We start from the raw sequence: 25839 nt of genomic DNA, 5'->3' as shown, positions 1-25839 counted from the left end.
CAAAAGATCGCAGCCTTCGGCAGCTCCTACGACAGCATTTCCTGCATCATTTCCTGCAATCGGTCGAGATCGAAGGGCTTCTCCAGAATCGGTGCCTTGCGCGTGATCGGGCTGTCCGTCTCGCGGATTTCCTGGGCGTAGCCGCTGATGAAAATCACCTTGAGCTCGGGCCGCAGCTTCACCGCGGGCTCGGCGATCTGCACGCCGGAGATCCCGCCCGGCAGGCGGAAGTCGGTGATCATCATGTCCAGGTGCGGCTTGCTGGCGAGGATCTCAAAGGCCTGCTCGCCGTTCTCGGCCTGCAGGACCCGGTAGCCCTCCCCCGACAGGTAGGCCGAGAGCACCATCAGGATAGAGGGATCGTCCTCGACGACGAGGACTACATCTTGTGCATCTTCACTCATGGGAAGCCTTTGTTCGGTCAATAGCTGCTGATACGACCGTGGGGTCGATCAGAGGTTGCGTTTATCTGGCTGTTTTCCTACAGCGGCAGACAAACGCGAAACAGGGCGCCTTCGCCAATCCGGCTTTCGACGGTAATGGTGCCGCCATGGGCGGCAACTATCTGTTCGGAAATAAACAACCCCAGGCCCAGCCCGGCGGCAACATGGTTGGCCGAGACGCGCTCGAATTGCTGGAAAATTCGCTGTTGGTTCTCTTCACTGATGCCGATTCCGCTATCACGGACTTCGACCCGTGCCTCACCGTTCTCACTGTACACCTTAAGGCTGATCGGGCTCTTGGCGCCATAACGCAAGGCGTTGGTCAGCAGGTTGGAAATCACCTGTTCAATGCGAAATTCATCCCAATCGCCCATCACCGGTTGCTCGGCGTCAAGGCTGACCGACGCCTCGGCGGCCTCGATCTGCGGGGCGAAATTCTGTACCAAACCCCGAGCCAGCGCCGCCAGGTCGAAGTGTGTGGGGCGGATCGACAACTTGCCGGTGCGGATGCGTGACACATCCAGCATGTCTTCGATCAGGCGGATAAGGCTCTTGATTTGCCGTTCGTCGCGATCGACCATGGCGTGCATCTTGTCGAGGGTAAACGCCGCGGCGTTGTCCCGGGCCAGGTGCATCTTGCGCAACTGGGTTTCGAGAATCAGGCCATTGAGCGGCGTGCGCACCTCATGGGCAACGATGGACATGAAATCATCGCGCATGCGCACCGCCTGCTCCAGCTCCAGCTGGGTACTCTGCAACTGCTGGAGCAGCGCTTCCTGCTCGCGGCGGCTGCGCTCCAGCGCTTCGACCTGTTGTTTCATGGCCTTGCTCTGGCGGTAAAGGTCGACGAAGACGTTGACCTTGCTCTTGACCGCCTGGATATCCAGGGGTTTGTGCAGGAAGTCGACGGCGCCGCTTTCGTAGCCCTTGAACGCGTAGTTCAGTTCGCGACCGGCGGCGCTGACGAACACGATCGGGATGTTTCGGGTCTTTTCCGTACCGCGCATCAACTCGGCCAGCTCGAAGCCATTCATGCCGGGCATCTGCACGTCGAGGATGGCCATCGCGAATTCGTGTTGCAACAGCAGCGACAAGGCCTCATCGGCAGACAGCGCCTTGTAGACCAGACGGTCTTCACGGGCGATCAGCGCTTCGAGCGCCAGCAGATTTTCCGGCAGATCGTCGACGATCAGCAGTTTGGCCTGAATATTACTTAGCATGCGATTCTTTCCAGCTCGACAAGCAAACGGCCGATGCCGCGTAGGGTGAGTATGTGGTCGGGTTGCAGGATATCCAGCGCCGCCTGGGGCATGGTCGCGACCTGGGCGTCCTCCGGGTCCTGGACGATGGTCAGCCCGCCACGCTGCTTGACCTGGGACAAGCCTCGTGCGCCATCCTGGTTGGCGCCTGTCAGCAACACCGCGGCCAGGGTCGGACCGTAGGCATCGGCGGACGATTCGAACAGATAATCGATGGCTGGCCGCGAATAATGCACTCGGTCCTCCAGGCTCAAGGAAAAGCTGCGGTCCCGTTCAACCGACAAGTGATACCCGGGCGTGGCGAAATACAGGGTCCCGGCTTCGACCGGGGTCTTGTCCCGGGCTTCCAGGACCGGCAGCGACACACGCCGGGCGAAAACTTCCGCCAAATGGCTGCGGCGCTCGTCCGGCAGGTGCAGGACCACGATGATCGGCAATGCGAACCCCTCACGCAGGGGTCCGAGGATGTTCAGCAGCGCCTCTACCCCGCCGGCCGACGCACCGATCACAATCGCTTCAATGGAAGGTAAGCCCGTTGCGCTGTTCATGTTTTGCGATAGATCCGTTCTTGTTTGACCAACGGCTCGAACTGGTTGCCGAAGGCCGAAAAATCCGGGGTTTCCTTGCTGCCCAGCACCAGGAAACCACGGTGACAAAGCGACTCATGAAACAACCCGAAAGCGCGATCCTGTAGTTTTTTATTGAAGTAAATCAATACATTGCGACATGAAATTAATTGAGTTTCTGAAAACACACTGTCCGTCGCCAGGCTGTGATCGGCGAAGGTGACGTTTTCGCACAACGACTTGTCGAAAATCGCGTACCCATAGGCCGCCGTGTAGTAGTCGGCGAAGGAGCACTGGCCCCCGGCCTGCTGGTAGTTGGAAGTGTAGGCGCGGACATTCTCCATGGAGAAAATCCCCTGCTTGGCTTTTTCCAGCGAGCGCGGATTGATGTCGGTGGCGTAGATGATGGTGCGTTCGAGCAGGCCTTCTTCGCGCAGCAGGATGGCCATCGAATAGACTTCTTCGCCGGTGCTGCACCCGGCGATCCAGATCTTGATCGACGGATAGGTCTTGAGCAGCGGCACCACCTCGCGGCGGATCGCCAGGAAGTGCGACGGGTCGCGAAACATTTCACTGACCGGGATCGTCAGCAGTTGCAGCAGCTGCATGAACGCCGTCGGGTCGTGCAGGACTTTTTCCTGCAACGCCGAGATGGTGTTGCACTCGAACTGGCTCAACGCGTGCGCCACCCGACGCTTGATCGATGCGCCGGAGTAATCGCGAAAATCGTAGCTGTACTTGAGGTAGATCGCCTCGATCAACAAGCGCAGTTCGATTTCGCTGCTGCGCTCCCCTGAATAATCACGCTCCACTAAATGCGTTCCATCTTCGGTAACCACACACGAATAAGCGAAAACAGGCGATCGAGGTCGATGGGCTTGGCCAGGTAATCGTTGGCGCCGGCCTGCAGGCAGCGCTCCTGATCGTCCTTCATGGCCTTGGCCGTCACCGCGATGATCGGCAGCTTGCGCCAGCGCGGCTCTTTGCGGATCAAGGTGGTGGCTTCGAAACCATCCATTTCCGGCATCATCACGTCCATCAACACCAGATCGATGTCTTCGAATTCATTCAATCGCTCGATCGCTTCACGGCCGTTTCGGCCGATCACCACGACGGCGCCCTTTTGCTCCAGCGCACTGGTGAGGGCAAAGATGTTGCGAACATCGTCGTCCACCAGCAGCACCTTGCGCCCCTCGAACACCTTGTCGCGACTGCGGGCGGTCTTGAGCATCTTCTGCCGGTCATGGGACAACCGTGATTCGACTTTGTGCAGAAAAAGTGTCACTTCGTCCAGCAGGCGCTCGGGGGAACGCGCGCCCTTGATGATGATCGAGCGCGAATACTTGCGCAGTTCGGCCTCTTCGTCCCGGGTCAGGTTGCGCCCGGTATAGACAATCACCGGCGGGAACGAGCAGATGTCCTCGGTGGACATGCGCTTGAGCAGATCGTTGCCGAGCATGTCCGGCAGCTTGAGGTCGATGATCATGCAATCGAACACGGTGGTGCGCAGCAGTGCCAGGGCATCCTGCGCCAGGCCAACGGCGGTGATCTCTATGTCTTCATCGCCGATCAGCCGGGAGATGCTGTCGCGTTGCAGATCGTCGTCCTCGACCAGCAACACACGCTTGACCTTCTGGGTCAGCTTGGCTTCCAGGCGCCCAAACACCTCCTTGAGTTCTTCGCGGGTGGTCGGCTTGACCGCATAACCGATGGCCCCCATGTGCATCGCGGCTTCGACCCGGTCTTCGACGGAAATCACATGCACCGGAATATGCCGGGTCTCGGCGTGCTCCTTGAGGCGTTGCAACACGGTCAGCCCGGAATGGTCCGGCAGGCGCATGTCCAGCAGGATGGCATCCGGAACGAATTGCCGGGCCAGGTCGTAGCCTTCGTCGGCGCCGTGGGCCACCAGGCACTGGTAACCCAGTTCATGGGCGAGGTCATAGAGGATGTGGGCAAAATTCGGCTCGTCCTCCACCACCAGGATACAGCGCACGTCGAAAGGTGCCTTGAGACGGTCATCGTTGAAACGCGCGATCTCCTGGACCGGTGCCTGCGCTATCGCGACGGGCGCAACCCGGGTGCTTGTGTGGGTCGGCGAGGCACGCATCGGCTCGACGGGCTCCTCGCCCGGTTCGACATATTGCAGCGGCAGGATCAGGCTGAACGCGCTGCCCTGCCCCGGCGTGCTGGTGACGTTGATCGAGCCGCCGAGCAGCGCGGCCAGGTCGCGGGAAATCGACAGGCCCAGGCCTGTCCCGCCATAACGACGATTGGTGGTGCCGTCGGCCTGGCGAAAGGCTTCGAAAATGATTTCCTGTTGATCGTCGGCAATGCCGATCCCCGAATCGCTGACAATAAAGGCTATGCCGTTGTTCGGCGCCGCGCTCACGGTCAGGCTGACTCGGCCTCGCTCAGTGAACTTCACGGCGTTTGAGAGCAGATTCTTGATCACCTGCTCCACGCGCTGGCGGTCGGTATACATCATCAATGGCGCGCCGTCCTGCAACTCGACCGCAAACTCCAGTTGCTTGTCCGCCGCCAGGGGCTGGAACATGCCGCGCAAGCCGTCCACCAGGCGCGCAACGCTGGTGTTTTCCGGGCGTATCTCCAGTTTGCCGGCTTCGACCTTGGAAATATCGAGAATGTCGTTGATCAGGTTAAGCAAGTCGTTGCCGGCCGAGTAGATCGACTCGGCGAACTTGACCTGTTCGGCACTGAGGTTTTCCTGCGGGTTTTCCGCCAGCAACTTGGCCAGGATCAGCGAGCTGTTCAACGGCGTGCGCAGCTCGTGGGACATGTTGGCAAGGAATTCGGACTTGTACTTGCTCGAACGCTGCAATTCTTCGGCACGCTCTTCGAGCTGGGTCTGGGCCTGATTGAGCTCGGTATTCTTCAGGTCCATGGCGTCGCGTTGGTCGGCCAGCACCTGCGCCTGTTCGGCGAGCTGTTCGTTGGTCTGTTCCAGCTCGACCTGCTGGGTTTCCAGATGGGCCTGGGATTCCTTGAGAATCCTTGACTGCTCTTCAAGCTCTTCGTTGGCGGTCTTGAGTTCTTCCTGCTGCACCTGCAGTTCTTCGTTGAGCTGCTGGGTTTCGGCCAACACCTCCTGCAAGCGCTGGCGATAACGCGCGGCCTCGATTGAGGTGCCGATATTGCCGGCGATGAGCTCCAGCAGATCGATGTCCCGCTCGGTCAGCGGGCGCAGGAAGCCCAATTCGATCACGCCGTTGATCCGGTCGTCGTCGCTGGTCGGCACCACCAGCACGCTGCGCGGCAAGCCTTCGCCGAGACCGGAACTGACCTTGAAATAGTCGCTGGGCACATCGTCCAGGCGAATCAGGCGGCCCTGTTGCGCCACCTGGCCGACAATGCCTTCGTCGCTGTAGATCTGCTGCTCACGCTCCTGCTGCTCACGGGAAAACCCATAGGACGCCACGCGGCGCAGACCGCCGTGTTCTTCGCGTACATAAATGGCCGCCACGGCAGTGCCCAGGTACTGCGCGCAGAACTGCAGGATGTTGCGCCCCAGCAGGTTCAGCGACAGTTGCCCCAGCACTTGTTCGGCCAGTTGGGTCTGGCCGTTGCGCAGCCAGGCCTGTTGCTCCAGCCGGTGGGCACTGGCCTGTTGCGCCGCCAGGGTCGCCGCGAAGCTTTGCGACAGATTGACCAGATCGCGACGACCGATGTACGCCAGCAATGCGCTGATAGCGGCAATGAACAACAGATAAAGGGTGATGCTCCAGATCGTGGTACGACGCACTTCCTCGTTGCGCGTGGCGCGCAACTGCTGCTCCATGTCGATCACGTCTTCGTACTGCTTGCGGATCTCATCGGTCAGGCGCTTGCCTTTCCCGGTCCTGACCGCCCCGCGGTAGTCACCGTTGGCGCGCTGCAGTTCGATCATCGATTGCGCGTAACCGGCCCACTCCTGCTGCAAGGACTCCAGCCTGTGCAAGCGGTCAGTCTGGACCGGGTTGTCGGCGGTCAGCTCGAGCAGGGTCTTGAGCACGACCTCGATGCGCGGCTTGGCCGTTTCATAGGGTTCAAGGAACTTGTCATCGCTGGTGAGCAGGAAACCGCGCATGCCGGTTTCCAGATCGACCGTCAGCTTGACCGCCTCATTGGCGTTATTGATCACCCGGTCCGTGTGTTCGACCCACTGGATGGTCGACAGCAGATAGGTGATCAGCGACACGAAGAAAACCGCACTGATGGCGCCGACGCCCAGCGGCAGGCTGATGTTGCGACTCAGGAGCTTACGGAATCGCTGCTCATCAACCGAAGACTCAGAGGTCATAGTTAAGCCTTGTTGAACCGATGAAAACCAAGGAGTTTGCCCCAAAACTGACGTAATGATCGAATTTTCTCACAGCGATGGGCGCAAAATCCCACATTCCACTGCTGCCGCGCCTGCACAGCGGTTATCCTTTGCCCAGGCGTATGCCGCCATTCTTTTTATAGCGCATGGGGAACTTGTCGGGATCCGTCACTTACTCATGCAAGAGAGCCGGCGATTTTGATCGGCCGAAAACCTAACCACCCTTTCGAGAGCGCCATCATGATCACCAACGCCCCCACCATCCTGGTCGTCGAAGACGATGCCATCGTGCGCATGTTGATTGTCGACGTGCTGGAGGAGCTGGAGTTCAAGGTGCTTGAAGCAGATGGCAGCGAACAGGCGCTGGAGCTGATCAAGGACATGGGCCAGCACATTGACCTGATGATGACCGATGTCGGTCTTCCGGGCATGGACGGCCGCGAGCTGGCCGTTGAAACGCGTACCCTGCGCCCCGCCCTGCCCATCCTGTTCGCCAGTGGTTACGCAGAAAATATCGATGTTCCGGATGGCATGCACCTGATTGGCAAACCCTTTTCCATCGATCAGTTGCGCGACAAGGTTAAAGGTATACTGGCTGAGCCGCTTACAACCCTGCCCAAATGAATACCCCATTTATTTATAATCATTGCCATAGCCGGCCAGAAACCTGGCCGCCTTGAAAACCAACTCCCCGCAAGAAACAAAAAGCACAACATACCCTCTGGCAAATTCAATATCGCCGGCCCTACTCTGCAACTGAACAATCACAAACACCCTGCAAACCGTCCTACCCGGTTATCTCCACAGACTCGCGCTCGCCTGCGAGATCATCAACAAAAGGATTTATTGATGAATACTCTTAAATATGATTTTCGCAAGACATCGACTATTGAAAATTTAAAATCCGACATCGATGCCTTGCTGGAGGCAAACAGGTTAGAAAAAAACCTCATCATTGAGTCGCTGGAGGGATATGTCAATGACCTCCCCGATGCAAACGTCGAATTCAAACTAAGCAACCTGCTTATTTCTACCACCCCTGGAAGCGCTCTGGAGTTAGCTCAACGTGCGGGCCAAGCCAAACTGAACGACCTGCTGGAAAGCAACGAGTTCATGAGCCTGGAGGAGTTATCCAGCCTTCCCGAATCCGCCAGCTACGTGTGCAACTCGAACAAAGAGCTTCACGTCGTGATTGACGACACGCCCATGCAAATCGATGACCTTCTCAAGGAGAATGAAACTCTCAACCGACACCTGGATGAACTCAGTGAATACGCGAACAACGCGGGTGGCTCCATTTACAGCGCGGGCAAGATCAACGTAGAGCAGTGGATCAGATTTTATGGGTATCCTCTGCCCTCCACGGCCCAGCAACTTGCCCACCTGATGGTTGTTTTCCAGAAAGGACGCCCTGCATTATCTGGAACGGGAAAATATTACGAGATACTCAAGGACCCGCAAATCTCCCCGACTGCATTGTCTCTCGTTCAGCGCGAAACAATCAGGAACATAACGACAGCGTTTGGGCTGGGTGGCACAGGCCAACTCTTGAATAGCCTTTTCGTACATTACCAGAACACGCTGGTCAACGAGAAACTGGACTTGGCTGAATGTATTGACGCGTTCATGAAAGGCATGATCGGTATGAATGTCGCGCAGGACTGCATTGAAGCGTTAGGGTGGTACGGCAGCGACGTGGATGAGCCACCCTGCAAAGAGGATCTGCAACAACTCCTCATGGCAGCGATCGTTTTGAATATTGATCCGAACATGGGTGAGATGCAAAGCGAAGGTCGCGTGCAGGGTTATGAAATTTACCAACCCAAAAATGCGGACCTGCACCCCACTCAAATCTTGCTGAACCTGGAAGAGCATCTTGTCGCCACTAATCTTATTCTCGCTAAAGCAGCGCCCCTTGCCGCCTTTATTCTAATGGCTGACGAGGCACCTGAATTCCTTGTGAAAAATATTCCGGGCAGTATGACCATCAGCTCGCCTGGATGGGTCGCGCATAGTATTACTGTCGCAAAAATCGAAATCATTTCCCCGGGATCATCGCGGGACATGACCTATGACCAAGTACAGTCTTATACCGACCTGGTGCCCATCGACCAGTTGCTCGACAAGGTCAAAGGCGTACTTGCTGATCGACTTAAAGCCCCTCGCAGATGAATATCCAGCTGACCCTTTGAGCATCGAAACCCCAAAACCTCCTGCAAAACAATTACCCAGCTATCTTCACAGACTCGCGCCCTGTTGTGAAATCATCAAAAAAAGGATTTATTGATGAACACCCTTGAATACGACTTCCGCAAAACATCGACTATTGATAATTTAAAATCCGATATCGATGCCTTAATGACGGTAAACAAACTGGAAAAAAATTTCATCACTGAGTCGCTGGAGGGTTATGTGAATGACCTTCCCGATGCAAACGCCGAGTTCAAACTCTGCAACTTGCTTATCCCTGCCACCCCTGGAAGCTCTTTAGAAATAGCTCAACGTGCGGGGCAAGCGAAACTGAACGATTTATTGAACAGCGACGAATTCAATCGCCTGAATGAATTATCGAGCCTGCCCGAATCCGCCATCTACGTGTGCAACTCGAACAAAGAGCTACACGTAATGATTGACGACACCCCCATGCAGATCGATGACCTTCTCAAGGAGAATGAAATCCTCAATCGACACCTGGAGGAGCTCAGTGAATACGCGAAAAACGCGGGCGGCTTCATTTACAGTTCCGACGAAATCAACGTAGAGCAGTGGATCAGATTTTATGGGCATCCTCTGCCGTCCACGGCGCAGCAACTTGCAAACCTCACGGACTTTTTCAACAAAGAACGCCCTGCATTATCAGGCACAGGAAACTATTATGAGATTCTAAAAGACCCGGAAATTTCCCCAACTGCATTATCTCTTGTCCAGCGCGAAAAAATCATAAACACAACGGCAACGTATGAACTAAGTGAAACAGGCCAATTACTCAACAGCCTGGTCGAGCAAAACAAAAATTCACAAGTCGATTTGAAAGTCGACCCGGACCGATACATCAACGAGTTCATGGAAGGCATGATCGGCATGAATCTCGCGCAAGACTGCCTTGTAGCGTTAGAGTGGTACGGCACCGACTCGGATGAACTCTCCAGCCATGAGGATCTCCGACAACTCCTCATCGCAGCTATCATACTGAACATCGATCCGAATATAGGTGAAATTGAAAGCAAAGGTCGTGTGCAGGGCTACGAGCTTTACCAACCGGCCAATGCGGATCTACACCCCACTCAAATCTTGCTGAACCTGGAAGAGCATCTTGTTGCCAATAATATTGTTCTTGCTAAAGCATCGCCCCTCGCCGCGTATATTCTAGTCGCTGACGAGGCACCTGAATTCCTGGTAAACGAAATTCCGGACAGCATGACAATCAGCTCACCGGCGTGGGTCATGCATACCTTTGCTGTCGCAAAAGTTGAGATCATTGCCCCAGGTTCATCGCGGGGCATGACCTATGACCAAATACAGTCTTACGCCGACCTGGGGCCCTTCGATCAGCAACTCGAGCAACTGTTCGGGCTCGGCGTGATAACACACATGCTTAATTGGGGCGCAGTGAACGGCCTTTTTCCCTACAGTCCTGACGGTGAATACACCGTTGAAAACTTCTGCACCGCCGAGACTCATTACAACCAATACACCGAGGCCCTGGAGCAATGCAGCAATGCCATAAATACCCCCCTTCCTACGCGCGAAGAAGTCGCCTTGGCCGAACTTAAAAGAGCCTTGCCGGATGGTGAATACCTGACCGACAAACGTTACGGTCACAAGGACCTTCCAAGGAGCAAGGCAATATCGATTCATGAGTTGTTTATGTCGGGAGACTTGATGCATAAGGGCTGGACTGGAACCCATATGTCCGCAGACATCTTTACTCTTGACTACCATGACGGACTGAAATTAGCCCAACCTTATTTTTACATGCTTCAAAACATCCAGACTCTATACGCCAAGACATTCGACGACTACTTCAAAAAAATACAACAAGGAACATCCACAGCATTAAAGCTCGCCTTATCAAAAATCCCCGAGACAGATCGAATTCGCCTGGAATATGGTGCCCTGACCTTTTATACAGTCCGCGAAAAATTCTCCGATCACGCAACACATGAGACACAACGATTGAGAGACAAACACAGAGGGCGCTATGGCGTGATCATCTGCGCTGAACACGACTTTCAAAAATATTATTATGAACTATTTACCCTGCGAGCCGAATGCTACAGCCGACAGGATCTTGGCGATATTTTCCTGACTACTTCCATTGAATATTTCGAGCCTAGCATCAATACTGATAAAGACCGATTGCAATGGCAGACGCAAGCCCTTGATTGGCCTTTGGATATAAACGCCTATATCAAGGGCACGGCACCCGTTAAAAACGCCTCCGGTAAATTGGTGGTCGAGAAATTATGGGAATCCAACGAAACCCCACAACACGCCCCGCAAACCAGGAGCCAACTTGAAACTTTCTTTTCGCAAAGAACAAGCAGCACTGTAGCGCGAATACTTTCACACTTCCCACCGGCCACATACAATGAACTTTTCGATGCCGGTTATGGCATAGCTCCCCTTGAAGCTGCGCGAAAGAATACAAAAGACAATATAGACCTGGTTCTCAATTTGATTATTCCGTTCAAGGGCTGTATCGAAGATCTGACTTCGGCTGACCCTGACCGTGAAGCATCCGGAATTTTTGGATGCGCACTGGACGCGCTGGCGGTTGTTGGCTCTGTAGCAGGCGTCGCCTCTAAATTTGCCAGCGTCGCTTTGAAGTCGGGTAGCCTTCTTTCAAAATCGGTAAAACTGGTCAGGCTCAGTGGCAATTTTGCGTTGAGTCTGATTAACCCACTGGATGGCATCCCGAGCCTCTTGAAAAAGGGCGGGAAGATTAGCAAAAATGGCGTGTTGCTCATCACGGGTCAAGGCATCAAGACCTCCGGCAAAGCCACCCGACAAATTCGATCCGTAAGCGGAACGCTCGATGCATTTAACGCGGCAAAGTCCTTGAATATTGCAGATGTGAAAGCTGCCCGCCTGGGGGATATTGGCGAGCTTTCTCAAGCAACGGATGTACTGATCTGCAACACAGCGAACAACTGGTACCAACTCTCACTTAATTCCAATCGGGCCAGAGGCGGGAAGATCACCAATTTCCGGGAGATAAGCGGAGTGAGTCAATACGTTTGACTTGACCCAACAGCGACGTCGACGGGCGGTGCACATCAAGGGCGCTGCCCTTCGTCAGCTCAGCTATCCGTCTCCTGTTCGCCGGCTGTGGTTTAATGCGCGCGTTTTTTCCCCCGCCCCTGGCCGCATCAAGGAATTCGCAATCATGGATCAGCCCCGCGCAACCAAAATCCTGGTCATTGGTTACGTCTGGCCCGAGCCTCGCTCTTCTGCGGCCGGTGGGTATGTGATGCAACTGCTCGGGGCTTTCCTGCAACAGGGCTGGGACGTCACCTTCAGCAGCCCCGCCGGGGCTGGCGAGCATCAGGAAGACCTGACGGTGCTGGGCATTCGTGAAGTACCGATCGAGCTGAACGACAGCAGTTTCGACCGATTCATCAGCGAACTGGCCCCGGATATCGTGCTGTTCGAACAATTCATGATGGAAGAACAATTCGGCTGGCGGGTCGAAACGCACTGCCCGAATGCCTTGCGCGTGCTGGGGACCCAGGATTTGCAAAGCCTGCGCCATGCCCGTCATCAACGGCTCAAGGATCGGTTGAAGGGCAGCGACGATGACAATGACTTCAACGATCTGTTCGCGCCGGCGCTGCGCCAGGAGTTCGAATTCATGGCCGTGACCGACGTGGCCAAGCGGGAAATCGCCGCGATCTATCGTTGCGACTTGAACCTGATGATCTCCGAAGTGGAGATCGAGTTGCTGGTCGAGCACTTCAAGCTGCCGCGCAGCTTGCTGCATTGGTGCCCGCTGATGGTGGACCTGCCCACCCATGCGCCTGCGCCGTTCGAAGACCGGGCGCACTTTATTCACATCGGCAATTTTCGCCATGCCCCCAATTGGGATGCGGTGCTCTGGTTGAAAACCACCATTTGGCCAATGATTCGCCAGCATTTACCCGCTGCACAGCTGCACATCTACGGCGCCTACACACCGCCCAAGGCCACCGCGCTGCATAACGCGGCACAGGGGTTTCATGTGATGAACTGGGCTGAAGACGCCTTGCAAGTGATGTCGGCGGCGCGGGTGTGCATGGCGCCGTTGCGTTTTGGCGCGGGCATCAAAGGCAAGATTGTCGATGCAATGCTCTGTGGCACGCCAAATGTCACCACACCCGTCGGCGCCGAAGCCATGCACGCAGACGAACCCTGGCCGGGGGCGATCACCCGCACTGCCCGGTCGTTTGCCGACAGTGCCGTTGAGCTTTACCAGGACAAGGCGCAGTGGCTCAGCGCCCAGGCCCTGGGCCTGGACTTGCTGGCGAGTCGTTATCAGCCACGTATTCATGGCCCGGCACTGATCGCACGGCTCGAAGATTGCCGCCGACACCTGGCGGCCATCAGAAGAGACAACTTTACCGGCAGTATGCTGCGTCATCATCAGCACAAGAGTACCCAATACATGGCGCAATGGATTGAAGCCAAGAATCGCCACAAGGCAGATAGCTGACAGCAAAAGACATTTCTTGCATCAAGCCTTGGTTGGTTGCAGCCGTTGAACATGGTTATAAATGGCTGCCATTTATTATTCTCCACCCCAAGGCAGGGGTGGAATAAACCGCAAGGAATGACAATGACACAATCTGAAAGAGGGGCTCTGGACACCAACAGATGGATGAGTAACTGCCTCGAAATCGAACGCCTGAAACTGACTGACATTGTCTGGCCAGGCGCCCATAACGCCGGCATGGACAAACAAGCCCCCAACTACGAAGTCGTCGTCGGCAACTGGACCACTTGCCAAAACGATTCGTTTGCCTGGCAATTGTCAAAAGGCGCGCGGGTGTTTGATATTCGACTTGGCTATACCGAAGGTCTCGACCAACCTGTCTTCTACTTCCATCACAATGGTCACCAGTCCCATCGCACCCTCGATGAATTGATCGACGCAACAACAGCTTTCCTTGATCAGAATCCTGACGAGTTCATCGTGTTTGACTTTCATCAGTTGGGCGACGGCCAGAAGTATTTTGCCCATAAAAAGCTGAGTGACCTGCTGATAAGGCGTCTCGGACAACGCATCATCCCCCCTGGCGACGCCACTAAAACGGTGGCCGAGCTCATGCGCACCAGCACTCGACGCAGGTTGATATTGGCTGCACCTGTCGTCCGCGAGCTGGACGATGATTATTTCTGGCCTTCCATCACCCACAAGTGGAGCGGCATGTCCTTTGCCGATACCCGGGACCTGAAGCGCCACATCTCCAGCACGCTGGCATCCGTACCTTTCACATCCTTCCTCTGGTCGTTGTCAGCCACCAGCTATGGCTTTTTGGGCGGGCCGCAGAAGATCAAGGACGAGATCAACGACTGGTTCAACCCAACACGCGACTGGGTCACACGCTGCAGCATCATCAACCTCGACTTCTTCGAAGAGTCCAACATCGTGCGTTATTGCTGGAGTGCCACGAGCATGAAGGCCGTTTATGGCAGCGCCCTGTTGTCGCGACCTCTATCCACATAACGCCCTGGCCTATTCGCCCGTGAAAGAGGCATGATCGAGGTGCGATAACAATATAAGCGCCCCGACATGAGCCGAGCCACCCGCGTTACCGACCCTTCCTATGAACTGATGGACGACCATAACGGGTTGTCCATCATCTATCGCCAGCACGGATTCCCGTGTCCCCTGGTACGCTGGCATTTTCACAAGGAGTACGAGCTGCACCTGATCGTCGCCAGTTCAGGCAAGGTGTTCATCGGCGACTACATCGGTAACTTCCACCCGCAAACCCTGTTCCTCACCGGCCCCAACCTGCCCCATAACTGGATCAGCCAGGTGGCCGAAGATGAAGTGGTGCCCAAGCGCGACATGCTGGTCAACTTCACCGACGAGCTGTTCGACAGTGGCTATGAGGTATTTGCCGAGCTCAAGACCCTGGCGCCCCTGCTGGAGCGCGCGCAGTACGGCATCGAGTTTCGCTGCAAGCACACGATCGGCAAGGCGATGGAGCTGATGCAGCGCATCGCCGACACCCAGGGCGTGACCCGCCTCGGGCACTTTTTCATTCTGCTGGAACTGCTGGCCGCTTCTGACGATTACCAGTTGCTGTCCGGCGCCACGACGCCGCAGCTGGCCGACGAGCACAGCATCGACCGCACCAACCGCGCGGTGGATTACATCTTCGCCCACTACGCCCGCGAGTTGCCGCTTGAGGAAGTTGCCGGGCATCTTGGCATGAAGCCGACCTACTTCAGTCGCGTGTTCAAGCAGGCCACCGGGCGCTGCTTCATCGAGTTCGTCAATCGACTGCGCATCAGCAAGTCCTGTGAGCTGCTGGCCGATGGCGACAAACCCGTGACCGATGTGTGCTTCGAATCGGGCTTCAACAATATTTCCAACTTCAACCGGCGTTTTCAGCAGCTAAAGGGCATGACCCCTTCGCATTATCGGCGGTTGGTGGTGCAGCGGTTGACCGAGCAGAATCAGGGATAGCGCAAAGATCAAAAGATCGCAGCCTTCGGCAGCTCCTACATTGGAATGCATTCCCCTGTAGGAGCTGCCGCAGGCTGCGATTTTTGCTTTTGCAGGTGCAAAATAGTATCAGTCCAAGTGCGATGGATGATTTGTCTCGCCCGCCATTCAAGGCTGTAATCGCTGCACATTCTTCCAACCTTCGGAAGACACAAAAACAATAACTGTCCTTCTGTGGCCCTCCAGGTGCAGAAAAGGAGTGCACGATGCAACCTTCTGTAAAAGCCCTGCTCGCCCTCACCTGCATGACCCTCAGTAGCGTCAGCCTTGGCGCCCAGACCCTGACCATCGCCACCGTCAACAACAGCGACATGATTCGCATGCAAAAGCTGTCGAAAACTTTCGAGGCAGAGCATCCGGACATCAAGCTGAACTGGGTGGTGCTCGAGGAAAACGTCCTGCGTCAGCGCCTGACCACCGACATCGCGACCGAGGGTGGGCAGTTCGACGTGCTGACCATCGGCATGTACGAAGCGGCACTGTGGGGCGCCAAGGGCTGGCTGGAACCCATGAAGGACTTGCCCGCCACTTACGATCTGGACGATGTGTTCCCATCCGTGCGCGAAGGATTGTCGGTGAACGGTTCGCTGTATGCCTTGCCGTTCTACGCTGAAAGCTCGATCACCTATTACCGCACCGACCTGTTCAAGGACGCCGGCCTGACCATGCCCGAGCGCCCGACCTGGACTCAGATAGCCGAGTTCGCCGCCAAACTCACCCACAAGGACAAAGAACAGTACGGCATCTGCCTGCGCGGCAAGGCCGGCTGGGGCGAGAACATGGCCCTGATCACCACCGTGGCCAATGCCTATGGTGCGCGCTGGTTCGACGAGCAGTGGAAGCCGGAATTCAACGGCCCTGAATGGAAAAATGCGCTGAACTTCTACGTCGGCACCATGCAGAAGTCCGGCCCGCCGGGTGCGTCGAGCAACGGTTTCAACGAAAACCTGGCGCTGTTCAACAGCGGCAAGTGCGCGATCTGGGTCGATGCCAGCGTTGCCGGCTCGTTCGTCACCGACAAGACCCAGAGCAAGGTCAGCGACCACGTCGGTTTCACCTACGCGCCCCATGAGGTCACCGACAAAGGCTCGGCCTGGCTGTATTCCTGGGCACTGGCGATCCCCACCAGTTCCAAGGCCAAGGAAGCGGCAAAGACCTTCAGTGCGTGGGCCACTTCAAAGGAATACGGGGCACTGGTCGCGGAAAAAGACGGCATCGCCAACGTGCCGCCAGGCACCCGGGCGTCCACTTACAGCGAGGCCTACCTGAGCGCCGCGCCCTTTGCCAAAGTCACGCTGGAATCGCTCAAGGCGGCGGACCCGGGCAAGCCGACCCTGAAACCGGCGCCCTACATCGGCATTCAGTTGGTGACCATCCCGGAGTTCCAGGGCATCGGCACCCAGGTGGGCAAAGCGTTCTCGGCGGCGCTGATCGGCCAGACCACCGTTGACCAGGCGCTGGCAGCGGCCCAGCAAACCACTGAACGCGAGATGAAGCGCGCGGGTTATCCGAAGTAACCCCGTATTCAATGTGGGAGCGGGCTTGCTCGCGAAGAGGCCGGTACATCCGATGCATCTTCAGCGTCTGGAATGTTGCTTTCGCGAGCAAGCCCGCTCCCACAGTTGATCTTCATATGCCTGCCATTAATCGGTTGTGATCACCATGAATACGTCTACTGCCAAAGCTCACATGGAAATACCTCAGCCACTGCGCAAAAGCCGGTTGGCAAACCCCGGCTGGTTCCTCGTCAGCCCATCGGTAGCGTTGCTGCTGTTGTGGATGATCGTGCCGCTGGGCATGACCCTGTACTTTTCGCTGATTCGCTACAACCTGCTCAATCCAGGTGAAAACGAGTTCGTCGGGCTGGAAAACTTCAGCTACTTCCTGACCGACTCGGGCTTCATGCCCGGGGCTACCAATACCTTGCTGCTAGTGGGCAGCGTGCTGCTGATCAGTGTGGTGCTCGGCGTATTGATCAGTGCCCTGCTGGAGGCCAGTGAGTTTCTCGGTCGAGGCATCGTGCGGGTCATGCTGATCTCGCCGTTTTTCATCATGCCCACGGTCGGCGCGCTGATCTGGAAGAACCTGATTTTCCATTCGGTGTCGGGGATTCTCGCCTACGTCTGGAAGCTGTTCGGCGCGCAACCGGTGGACTGGCTGGCGCACTACCCACTGCTGTCGATCATCATCATTGTCGCGTGGCAATGGCTGCCCTTCGCGATCCTGATCCTGATGACGGCAATGCAGTCCCTCGACCAGGAACAAAAGGAAGCCGCGCGCCTCGATGGCGCCGGGCCGATCGCGATCTTCTGGCACCTGACCCTGCCGCACCTGGCGCGACCGATTGCGGTGGTGGTGATGATCGAAACCATCTTCCTGCTGTCGGTGTTCGCCGAAATCTTCACCACCACCAACGGCGGCCCCGGCTACGCCTCGACCAACCTCGCCTACCTGATCTACAACCAGGCGCTGGTGCAGTTCGACGTCGGCATGGCGTCCGCGGGCGGGCTGATCGCCGTGGTGATCGCCAACATCGCGGCCATCGTCCTGATCCGGATGATCGGCAAAAACCTGACTGACAAAGCCTGAGGCCCGCGCCATGACCCTTCAACAATCCCGTCGCCTGCAGAGCCTGCTGCTGGGCACCCTGGCCTGGGCTATCGCGATCCTGGTCTTCTTCCCGATCTTCTGGATGGTGCTGACCAGTTTCAAGACTGAAATCGATGCCTTTGCCACGCCGCCGCAGTTCATCTTCACCCCAACCCTGGAGAACTACCTGCACATCAACGAGCGCAGCGACTACTTCAGTTTCGCCTGGAACTCGGTGGTGATTTCCTTCAGCGCCACGGCGCTGTGCCTGCTGATCGCGGTACCGGCAGCCTACTCCATGGCGTTCTACGAAAACCAGCGCACCAAGGGCACGCTGCTGTGGATGCTCTCCACCAAGATGCTGCCGCCGGTGGGTGTGCTGATGCCGATCTACCTGCTGGCCAAGAGTTTCGGCCTGCTCGATACGCGCATCGCGCTGATCGTGATCTACACCCTGATCAACCTGCCGATCGTGGTCTGGATGGTTTACACCTACTTCAAGGACATCCCCAGGGACATCCTCGAAGCCGCTCGACTGGATGGCGCAACGCTGGCGCAGGAAATGCTCCGGGTCCTGCTGCCGATCGCCAAGGGTGGCCTGGCCTCGACCGTGCTGCTGTCGCTGATCCTGTGCTGGAACGAGGCCTTCTGGTCGCTGAACCTGACCTCCTCGAAAGCCGCGCCCCTGACCGCGTTGATCGCCTCGTACTCAAGTCCCGAAGGCTTGTTCTGGGCCAAGTTGTCGGCAGTGTCGACCCTGGCCTGTGCACCGATCCTGATCTTCGGCTGGATCAGCCAGAAACAATTGGTCCGCGGGCTGTCGTTTGGCGCCGTGAAATAACGCGATTTGCCGGCCCCACGCGATCCCCTGTAGGAGCGAGCTTGCTCGCGATGGGCGTGAACGATGACGCGCGCTGCCTGAAAGAACTCATTGTCTGGATGTTTTTCGCGAGCAAGCTCGCTCCTACAGAAAACCGTCCGGTGTAACGAATAACAACAATCGGAGGCCCATGATCATGGCCAACCTGAAAATCAAGAATCTGCAAAAAGGCTTCGAAGGCTTTTCCATCATCAAGGGCATCGACCTTGAAGTGAACGACAAGGAATTCGTGGTATTCGTCGGCCCGTCAGGTTGCGGCAAATCCACCCTGCTGCGCCTGATCGCGGGGCTGGAGGAAGTCAGCGGCGGCACCATCGAACTCGACGGCCGCGACATCACTGAAGTCAGCCCGGCCAAACGCGACCTGGCGATGGTGTTCCAGACCTACGCCCTGTACCCGCACATGAGCGTGCGCAAGAACATGTCGTTTGCCCTCGACCTGGCCGGAGTGCCAAAAGCCGAGGTCGAGAAAAAAGTCGGTGAGGCGGCGCGCATCCTTGAACTCGGGCCGATGCTCGAACGCAAGCCCAAGCAACTGTCCGGCGGACAACGTCAGCGCGTGGCGATCGGCCGGGCGATCGTGCGCAACCCGAAGATTTTCCTGTTCGACGAACCCCTGTCCAACCTCGACGCCGCGCTGCGGGTGCAGATGCGCCTTGAACTGCTGCGCCTGCACAAGGACCTGCAAGCGACGATGATCTACGTGACCCACGACCAGGTCGAAGCGATGACCATGGCCGACAAGGTCGTGGTGCTCAATGGCGGCAGAATCGAACAGGTCGGCTCGCCACTGGACCTCTATCACCAGCCGGCCAACCTGTTTGTCGCAGGCTTTCTCGGCACACCGAAAATGGGCTTCCTCAAGGGCCAGGTCAGCCGGATCGACGGCCAGGGCTGCGACGTGCAACTGGACGCCGGCACCCGCATCAGCCTGCCGCTCAGCGGCGCGAGCCTGAGGGTCGGCGGCGCAGTCACCCTGGGCATTCGCCCGGAACACCTGCAACTGGCCACGCCCGGTGACTGCACGCTGCAAGTCACCGCCGACGTCAGCGAACGCCTGGGCAGCGACACCTTCTGCCACGTGCGCACCGCGTCCGGCGAAGCGCTGACCCTGCGCGTTCGCGGCGACCTGGCCAGCCGCTACGGCGAGACCCTGAGCCTGCACCTGGACGCCAGCCACTGCCATTTGTTCGATGCCGACGGCGTGGCGCTGACCCGCCCGTTGCGCGTCGCCGCCTGACTCAGAGAGCCTGTGATGAAACTCGATAAAAACCACCTGCAGCGCCTCGCCCCCGAGGTGGTCCTGCCCGCCTACGCCCTGAGTGACACCCGCCAGGGCATTGCGCACATCGGCGTCGGCGGTTTCCACCGCGCCCACCAGGCGTATTACACCGATGCGCTGATGAACACCGGCGTTGGACTGGACTGGGCCATCTGCGGCATCGGCTTGCGCAGCGAAGATCGTCGCGCCCGGGATGACCTGCGGGAACAGGACTACCTGTTCACCCTGTTCGAACTCGGCGACAGCGACGACACCCAAGTGCGCGTCATCGGTGCGATCCGCGACATGCTGCTGGCCGAAGACGATGCCCAGGCGCTGATCGACAAACTCGCCAGCCCCGAGATCCGCATCGTTTCACTGACCATCACCGAAGGCGGCTACTGTATCGATGACAGCAACGGCGAGTTCATGGCCCACCTGCCGCAGATCCAGCACGACCTGGCGCACCCGAATGCGCCGACAACCGTGTTCGGCTTCCTGTGCGCCGCACTGGCCAAACGCCGCGCGGCAGGCACACCCGCCTTCACCTTGATGTCCTGCGATAACCTGCCGCACAACGGGGCGGTCACCCGCAAGGCCCTGCTGGCCTTCGCTGCCCTGCGCGATTGCGATCTGCGCGACTGGATCGAGGGCCACGTGAGCTTCCCCAACGCCATGGTCGATCGCATCACGCCGATGACCAGCACCCAACACCGCCTGCAACTGGCCGACCAGCACGGAGTGGACGACGCCTGGCCGGTGGTCTGCGAACCGTTCGTGCAGTGGGTGCTGGAGGACAAGTTCGTCAACGGTCGCCCGGCCTGGGAAAAGGTCGGCGTGCAGTTCACCAACGACGTCACGCCCTATGAAGAGATGAAGATCAAGCTGCTCAACGGCAGTCACCTGGCCCTGACCTATCTGGGTTTTCTCAAGGGTTACCGCTTCGTCCACGAGACCATGAATGACCCGCTGTTCGTGCGCTACATGCGTGCCTACATGGACCTGGACGTCACGCCGCAACTGTCGCCGGTGCCGGGCATCGACCTGACCGAGTACAAGAACACCCTGGTGGTGCGCTTCTCCAACCAGGCGATTGCCGATCAACTGGAGCGCGTGTGTTCGGACGGCTCGTCGAAGTTTGCCAAATTCACCGTACCGACCATCAACCGCTTGCTGGCCGATGGCAGGGACACCCGGCGAGCGGCGCTGGTGGTGGCGGCGTGGGCCTTGTATCTGAAGGGGGTGGATGAGAATGGCGATACCTACGCCATTGCGGACCCGCGGGCGGCGTTCTGTCAGGCGCTGGTGGTGGATGATGTATTGATTACCCAACGATTGTTGGCGGTTGAGGAGATTTTTGGTAAGGCGATTCCGCGCTCGCCGGAGTTTGTGGCGGCGTTTGAGTGGTGTTGCAACAGTTTGCGCGAGGTTGGGGTGACGCGGACGTTGGAGCGGATTCTGGTCTGAGCTCAGCGGTGAATTGACTGCCGTCATCGCGAGCAAGCTTGCTCCTACAGGTTTTGTGTCGTGCCACTTAGCAATGATCGACACAAAACTTGTAGGAGCAAGCTTGCTCGCGATCGGGCTAACCGAGATCAACCTGACACACCAAGGACCTGCCATGGCAAACCAACAATTATTCCTCGGCATCGACTGCGGCACCCAAGGCACCAAAGCCATCATTCTCGATGCGCTCAGCGGCCAGGTGCTGGGCCAGGGTGCCGCCGCGCATGAACTGATCAGCGGCGCCAACGGTCGCCGCGAACAGGACACGGCGCAGTGGCTGGACGCTTTCACCCTCGCCACCCGTCGTGCGTTGCTGGCGGCGCAGGTCGACGGCCAGGACATCCTCGGCATCGGCGTTTCCGGCCAGCAACATGGCCTGGTACTGCTCGACGATCAAGGCCAGGCCCTGCGCCCGGCCAAGCTCTGGTGCGACACCGAAACCACAGCAGAGAACGATCGACTGCTCAAGCATCTGGGCGGCGAAAAAGGCTCGCTGGAACGCCTCGGCGTGGTCATTGCGCCGGGCTACACGGTGTCAAAATTGCTCTGGACCAAAGAGCAGCACCCCGAGGTATTTGCCCGAATCGCACACATTCTGCTGCCCCACGACTACCTGAATTTCTGGCTCACCGGTCGCCGTTGCAGCGAGTACGGCGATGCCTCGGGCACCGGCTATTTCAATGTGCGCACCCGCCAGTGGGATTTGCAGCTGCTGCGCGACATCGATCCCACCGGGCGTCTGCAAGCCGCGCTGCCGGAACTGATCGATGCCCATCACGCGGTGGGCACGGTGCTGCCGGGGATCGCCGAACACCTGGGCATCAACCCGCATGCGCTGGTATCGAGCGGCGGTGGCGACAACATGATGGGCGCCATCGGCACCGGCAACATCAAGCCTGGCGCCATCACCATGAGCCTCGGATCGTCCGGCACGGTGTATGCCTACGCCGAGCAACCGAAGATCAGCCCGGACACGACCGTCGCTACGTTCTGTTCCTCCAGCGGCGGTTGGTTGCCGTTGATCTGCACCATGAACCTGACAAACGCCACCACGGCTGTTCGCGAGCTGCTCGAACTGGATATCGAAACTTTCAACGCCCTCGTTGCCCAGGCCCCCATTGGCGCCGAAGGGGTCAGCATGCTGCCGTTCCTCAACGGCGAACGTGTCCCCGCGCTGCCCCACGCCACCGGTAGCGTGCTGGGCCTGACCATGGGCAACCTGACAAGGGCCAATCTGTGTCGCTCCGTGGTCGAGGGCACGACCTTCGGTTTGCGTCATGGGCTGGACCTGCTGCACCACAATGGCTTACAAAGCCTGCGCATCTGCCTGATCGGTGGCGGCTCGAAAAGCGCGGTGTGGCGGCAGATCGTCGCCGACACCCTGAACATGCCCGTCGTCTGCCCCGAGCAAAGCGAAGCCGCCGCCCTGGGCGCGGCGATCCAGGCGGCGTGGTGCACGTCCTCGGCAAACGGGCATGAGGACAGTCTGGCGGATCTGTGCGAACGCTGCGTGAGGCTCGATCCGGCCAGTGAAACCTGGCCCATTGCAGAAAACGTGGCCGCCTCCCAGTTGGCCTACGAACGCTATCAACGGCATGTCGCAACCCTTTAAAGAGCGATCAACTATGTATCTGGTGTGTGGCGAAGCGCTGTTCGATTTCTTCAGTGAAAACGAGGTCAGCGGCCTGGCTTCAAAAGTGAATTTCAAGGCAATTGCCGGCGGCTCGCCGTTCAACGTTGCGGTGGGTTTGTGCCGCCTGGGCGTGGACGCTGCGCTGTTTGCCGGGTTGTCCACCGACTACCTCGGCCGGCGTTTGCTCCAGGTGCTGGAGGAGGAAGGCGTATGCACGGACTATCTGGTGGATTTCGCCGCACCGACCACCCTGGCGATGGTCGCCGTGGGGGCCAATGGCTCGCCGCACTACAGTTTCCGCGGCGAAGGCTGCGCCGATCGACAACTTCAGCCCGGGCACTTGCCGGCGTTGGGACCTGAAGTGCGGGGTTTGCACATCGGTTCGTTTTCCCTGGTGGTGCAACCGATCGGCGACACGCTGCTGGAGCTGGTACGCCGGGAAAGCGGCAAGCGCCTGATCAGCCTTGATCCGAACGTGCGGCTCAACCCTGAGCCGAACATCGCGCTGTGGCGTTCGCGGGTGGCCACTCTGGTCGAACATGCCGACCTGATCAAGGTCAGTGATGAGGACCTGAGCCTGCTGTACCCCGAACAGGACCCGGCGCGGGTGATCGAGGGCTGGTTGCAACACCGCTGCCAACTGGTGTTCCTCACCCGTGGTGGCGAAGGTGCGACGGTGTTCAGTCGGGTCCACGGTTCGTGGTCGGTGCCGGCCTGTGCCGTGAAGATTGCCGACACCGTGGGTGCCGGCGATACCTTCCAGGCCGCATTGATCAGCTGGCTGACCGAGCAGCGGCTGGACTCGGTCGAGGGGGTGAGGCAATTGAGTCGCCAGCAGATCGAGGCGATGCTGAGGTTTGCGGTGCAGGCGGCGGCATTGACATGCAGCAAGACCGGGCCGGATTTGCCATATCGGCATCAGCTGGATTTGCATTGAATGTGACGGCCCCTTCGCGAGCAAGCCCGCTCCCACAATGGATCGTTGTTGAACACAAATTCGTGTCCACCGATATCCAATGTGGGAGCGGGCTTGCTCGCGAAAGCGGTATACCTCACACCGCCAAACTCAAGGTCACAACACCGAGAAGTTGTAGCTGACGATCAACCGCGTCTCGTCCACATCCCGGGCGTACTGCGCGTAATTGCTGCGATAGGTCGCATTGCGCAACCGCAGGCTGACATCCTTGAACGTCCCGCCCTGCACCACATACTTGAGCTCGCTGTCGCGCTCCCACTCCTTGCCTTCCTGATCGCTACCCGGCACCTTGATGTGATCTCCGTTGACATAGCGGGTCAGGAACGTCAGGCCGTTGAGGCCGATGGCCTTGAAGTCATAGTCGTAGCGCAACTGCCACGAGCGTTCCTGCGCCGCGGCGAAGTCGTTGACCTGCACGTAGTTGACCAGGTACGGATTGCTGCCATCGAGGTACGGCATCGAGTTATCGCCGTTCATGCGCTGCCAGCCAGCGCTGAACGTATGGCCGCTGATGGCGTAGGCGAGCAAGGTGCTCAGGGCGCGGTTGTCGATGGAACCGGCGCGGGCCTCTCCGCTGTCGGCACTCTTGAGCAAACGCAGATCGGCCTTGAGCACGCCGCCAGCCAGCGGCTGGTTGGCCAGCAAGCCGAGGAAGTGCTGTCGGTAGATGTCTTCCAGTTCGGCATAGTGGTACTGCCCCGTCAGCCGATCGTTGATCTTGTAGTCGAAGCCGTACATGTCGAAATGATCGGCGGTGATGTTGCAGGCATAACGCTTGTTCTTGCAGTGCACGCGAATGTCCTGGGAATCAGTGGAGTCCCGGGCGGTGTACTTGTCCAGGCGCGCGGCCATGACATTCAGGTCCTTCACTTCCCTGGACGTGAGCATCGCGCCATTGAACATCGTCGGCAGCAGGCGGCCATCGTTGTACTTGAGCAGCGGCACATCCGGCAGCAGCGCGCCGTACTTTAGTACGCTCTGCGACACGCGCACCTTGGCGGTCAGGCCGAGCTTGGTGTATTCGTCCGCCGAACCCCGCGGGTTACTGCCGCTGGACGGCAGCAGGCCGCTGTTACTGCTGTCGGGACTGGAGTCGAGCTTGAACCCCGCCATGCCCAATGCATCGACACCAAGACCCAGTGTGCCTTCGGTGAACCCCGATTGCAGATTGAGAATGAAACCCTGGGCCGACTCTTCGCGTTTGGACGCGCCCTGCTCGTTGGAGGTGTGGCCGTCACGGAAGTCGCGGTTGAAATACACCGTGCGTGATTCGATGTTCGCCGTGGTGTCGTCGATAAAGCCGCTCGCCTGGGCCGGCCCGGTAAAACCGGCGCACAGCACCAGGGCGCCGAAGCCGAATGACTGGCGCACGAAGATGAACGTAAAGGGGGGACGCATTAAAAAGCTCCAACAATGCAGCGTTTGCGCCAGGGCGCAATCAGCCAGAAATAGCCTTCATCCGGTCAGGTAACAGACCGGGCTGAAGTGAAACGCGGGGTGAACGACAATGATGGCAGAACGCTTTTTCTTGCTGCAGACGACTTTAGTCTGAAAAGTGACCGTATTGTTTTTCGCCGAACGGTAGTGGTTTGACGACAGGCGGCATTCAACTGGCTTTAACCAATGCTTAATCGCGCAGTCCAACACTCTACTGGACCGCACGCCCTCAGAGTCCTCTGACGCCCAGTG

Annotated in this window: 19 protein-coding genes; 13 read left to right on the top strand and 6 right to left on the bottom strand. The window is 58.0% G+C overall.

Features of this window, described 5'->3' with window-relative positions; genetic code table 11:
* Positions 1–26: 26 nt before the first annotated feature.
* The 5 genes from ACM6I6_RS00400 to ACM6I6_RS00380 all read right to left on the bottom strand — a co-directional run bounded on the left by ACM6I6_RS00400 (position 27) and on the right by ACM6I6_RS00380 (position 6568).
* Positions 27–404, bottom strand: coding sequence for a response regulator (locus ACM6I6_RS00400; protein WP_274075813.1), 378 nt, complete (start codon positions 402–404; stop codon positions 27–29).
* 77 nt (positions 405–481) lie between these two features.
* Positions 482–1663, bottom strand: a complete 1182-nt coding sequence (locus ACM6I6_RS00395; RefSeq protein WP_274075814.1) for a hybrid sensor histidine kinase/response regulator — start codon at positions 1661–1663, stop codon at positions 482–484.
* The gene (locus ACM6I6_RS00390; RefSeq protein WP_274075815.1) at positions 1657–2250 is read right to left on the bottom strand and encodes a chemotaxis protein CheB; all 594 of its coding nucleotides are present in this window, start codon (positions 2248–2250) and stop codon (positions 1657–1659) included. The genes ACM6I6_RS00395 and ACM6I6_RS00390 overlap by 7 nt, the downstream gene beginning before the upstream one ends.
* Positions 2247–3080, bottom strand: a complete 834-nt coding sequence (locus ACM6I6_RS00385; protein WP_274075816.1) for a CheR family methyltransferase — start codon at positions 3078–3080, stop codon at positions 2247–2249. Before ACM6I6_RS00385 ends, ACM6I6_RS00390 begins: the two co-directional genes overlap by 4 nt.
* Positions 3080–6568, bottom strand: a complete 3489-nt coding sequence (locus ACM6I6_RS00380) for a response regulator (RefSeq protein ID WP_414919217.1) — start codon at positions 6566–6568, stop codon at positions 3080–3082. The genes ACM6I6_RS00385 and ACM6I6_RS00380 overlap by 1 nt, the downstream gene beginning before the upstream one ends.
* A 261-nt stretch (positions 6569–6829) precedes the next feature.
* Between ACM6I6_RS00380 and ACM6I6_RS00375 the strand changes: the two genes are divergently transcribed.
* From ACM6I6_RS00375 to ACM6I6_RS00315, 13 genes are all read left to right on the top strand, one after another.
* The gene (locus ACM6I6_RS00375; protein ID WP_414919216.1) at positions 6830–7213 is read left to right on the top strand and encodes a response regulator; all 384 of its coding nucleotides are present in this window, start codon (positions 6830–6832) and stop codon (positions 7211–7213) included.
* 225 nt (positions 7214–7438) lie between these two features.
* On the top strand, positions 7439–8761 hold the full coding sequence (locus tag ACM6I6_RS00370) for a hypothetical protein (RefSeq protein ID WP_414919215.1): 1323 nt from the start codon (positions 7439–7441) through the stop codon (positions 8759–8761).
* 114 nt (positions 8762–8875) lie between these two features.
* A complete protein-coding gene (locus ACM6I6_RS00365) occupies positions 8876–11833 on the top strand; it encodes a hypothetical protein (protein WP_414919214.1) in 2958 nt (985 codons plus the stop codon).
* Between the two features lie 145 nt (positions 11834–11978).
* A complete protein-coding gene (locus tag ACM6I6_RS00360) occupies positions 11979–13280 on the top strand; it encodes a glycosyltransferase (protein ID WP_414919213.1) in 1302 nt (433 codons plus the stop codon).
* Positions 13281–13403: 123 nt separating this feature from the next.
* Entirely contained in the window at positions 13404–14294 is an 891-nt protein-coding gene (locus ACM6I6_RS00355) for a phospholipase (RefSeq protein ID WP_414919212.1), read from the top strand.
* Between the two features lie 66 nt (positions 14295–14360).
* Positions 14361–15266, top strand: a complete 906-nt coding sequence (locus ACM6I6_RS00350) for an AraC family transcriptional regulator (RefSeq protein WP_414919211.1) — start codon at positions 14361–14363, stop codon at positions 15264–15266.
* A 245-nt stretch (positions 15267–15511) separates the two neighbouring features.
* Positions 15512–16822 (top strand): ABC transporter substrate-binding protein, encoded by a 1311-nt coding sequence (locus tag ACM6I6_RS00345; protein WP_414919210.1) that lies wholly within the window; start codon positions 15512–15514, stop codon positions 16820–16822.
* Between the two features lie 172 nt (positions 16823–16994).
* The gene (locus ACM6I6_RS00340; RefSeq protein WP_414919257.1) at positions 16995–17894 is read left to right on the top strand and encodes a carbohydrate ABC transporter permease; all 900 of its coding nucleotides are present in this window, start codon (positions 16995–16997) and stop codon (positions 17892–17894) included.
* Positions 17895–17904: 10 nt separating this feature from the next.
* Positions 17905–18735, top strand: a complete 831-nt coding sequence (locus ACM6I6_RS00335; RefSeq protein ID WP_414919209.1) for a carbohydrate ABC transporter permease — start codon at positions 17905–17907, stop codon at positions 18733–18735.
* 175 nt (positions 18736–18910) lie between these two features.
* Positions 18911–20014: an ABC transporter ATP-binding protein gene (locus tag ACM6I6_RS00330; RefSeq protein WP_414919208.1), complete on the top strand. Its 1104-nt coding sequence runs from the start codon at positions 18911–18913 to the stop codon at positions 20012–20014.
* Positions 20015–20029: 15 nt separating this feature from the next.
* Complete coding sequence (locus ACM6I6_RS00325; RefSeq protein WP_414919207.1) at positions 20030–21502, top strand: mannitol dehydrogenase family protein; 1473 nt, start codon at positions 20030–20032, stop codon at positions 21500–21502.
* Between the two features lie 154 nt (positions 21503–21656).
* Positions 21657–23153: a xylulokinase gene (gene xylB / locus ACM6I6_RS00320; RefSeq protein WP_414919206.1), complete on the top strand. Its 1497-nt coding sequence runs from the start codon at positions 21657–21659 to the stop codon at positions 23151–23153.
* Positions 23154–23166: 13 nt separating this feature from the next.
* Positions 23167–24111 (top strand): carbohydrate kinase family protein, encoded by a 945-nt coding sequence (locus tag ACM6I6_RS00315; RefSeq protein WP_414919205.1) that lies wholly within the window; start codon positions 23167–23169, stop codon positions 24109–24111.
* A gap of 135 nt (positions 24112–24246) precedes the next feature.
* Here the strand turns inward: ACM6I6_RS00315 and ACM6I6_RS00310 are convergent, their stop codons facing one another.
* Positions 24247–25548 (bottom strand): OprD family porin, encoded by a 1302-nt coding sequence (locus ACM6I6_RS00310; protein ID WP_414919204.1) that lies wholly within the window; start codon positions 25546–25548, stop codon positions 24247–24249.
* Positions 25549–25839 lie beyond the last annotated feature (291 nt).

The sequence above is a fragment of the Pseudomonas sp. IT-P218 genome, assembly GCF_949767605.1.
GTDB classification, from domain to species: domain Bacteria; phylum Pseudomonadota; class Gammaproteobacteria; order Pseudomonadales; family Pseudomonadaceae; genus Aquipseudomonas; species Aquipseudomonas putida_AE.
This window is presented reverse-complemented; position numbering and strand designations above follow the sequence as displayed.

Bases quoted from the DNA above. Each gene is read 5' to 3' on its own strand.
- ACM6I6_RS00315 (WP_414919205.1), top strand. From the start codon at position 23,167: ATGTATCTGGTGTGTGGCGAAGCGCTGTTCGATTTCTTCAGTGAAAAC.
- ACM6I6_RS00370 (WP_414919215.1), top strand. From the start codon at position 7,439: ATGAATACTCTTAAATATGATTTTCGCAAGACATCGACTATTGAAAAT.
- ACM6I6_RS00340 (WP_414919257.1), top strand. From the start codon at position 16,995: ATGGAAATACCTCAGCCACTGCGCAAAAGCCGGTTGGCAAACCCCGGC.
- ACM6I6_RS00400 (WP_274075813.1), bottom strand. From the start codon at position 404: ATGAGTGAAGATGCACAAGATGTAGTCCTCGTCGTCGAGGACGATCCC.
- ACM6I6_RS00390 (WP_274075815.1), bottom strand. From the start codon at position 2,250: ATGAACAGCGCAACGGGCTTACCTTCCATTGAAGCGATTGTGATCGGT.
- ACM6I6_RS00375 (WP_414919216.1), top strand. From the start codon at position 6,830: ATGATCACCAACGCCCCCACCATCCTGGTCGTCGAAGACGATGCCATC.
- xylB (WP_414919206.1), top strand. From the start codon at position 21,657: ATGGCAAACCAACAATTATTCCTCGGCATCGACTGCGGCACCCAAGGC.
- ACM6I6_RS00365 (WP_414919214.1), top strand. From the start codon at position 8,876: ATGAACACCCTTGAATACGACTTCCGCAAAACATCGACTATTGATAAT.
- ACM6I6_RS00395 (WP_274075814.1), bottom strand. From the start codon at position 1,663: ATGCTAAGTAATATTCAGGCCAAACTGCTGATCGTCGACGATCTGCCG.
- ACM6I6_RS00335 (WP_414919209.1), top strand. From the start codon at position 17,905: ATGACCCTTCAACAATCCCGTCGCCTGCAGAGCCTGCTGCTGGGCACC.
- ACM6I6_RS00350 (WP_414919211.1), top strand. From the start codon at position 14,361: ATGAGCCGAGCCACCCGCGTTACCGACCCTTCCTATGAACTGATGGAC.
- ACM6I6_RS00325 (WP_414919207.1), top strand. From the start codon at position 20,030: ATGAAACTCGATAAAAACCACCTGCAGCGCCTCGCCCCCGAGGTGGTC.
- ACM6I6_RS00380 (WP_414919217.1), bottom strand. From the start codon at position 6,568: ATGACCTCTGAGTCTTCGGTTGATGAGCAGCGATTCCGTAAGCTCCTG.
- ACM6I6_RS00330 (WP_414919208.1), top strand. From the start codon at position 18,911: ATGGCCAACCTGAAAATCAAGAATCTGCAAAAAGGCTTCGAAGGCTTT.
- ACM6I6_RS00345 (WP_414919210.1), top strand. From the start codon at position 15,512: ATGCAACCTTCTGTAAAAGCCCTGCTCGCCCTCACCTGCATGACCCTC.
- ACM6I6_RS00355 (WP_414919212.1), top strand. From the start codon at position 13,404: ATGACACAATCTGAAAGAGGGGCTCTGGACACCAACAGATGGATGAGT.
- ACM6I6_RS00310 (WP_414919204.1), bottom strand. From the start codon at position 25,548: ATGCGTCCCCCCTTTACGTTCATCTTCGTGCGCCAGTCATTCGGCTTC.
- ACM6I6_RS00360 (WP_414919213.1), top strand. From the start codon at position 11,979: ATGGATCAGCCCCGCGCAACCAAAATCCTGGTCATTGGTTACGTCTGG.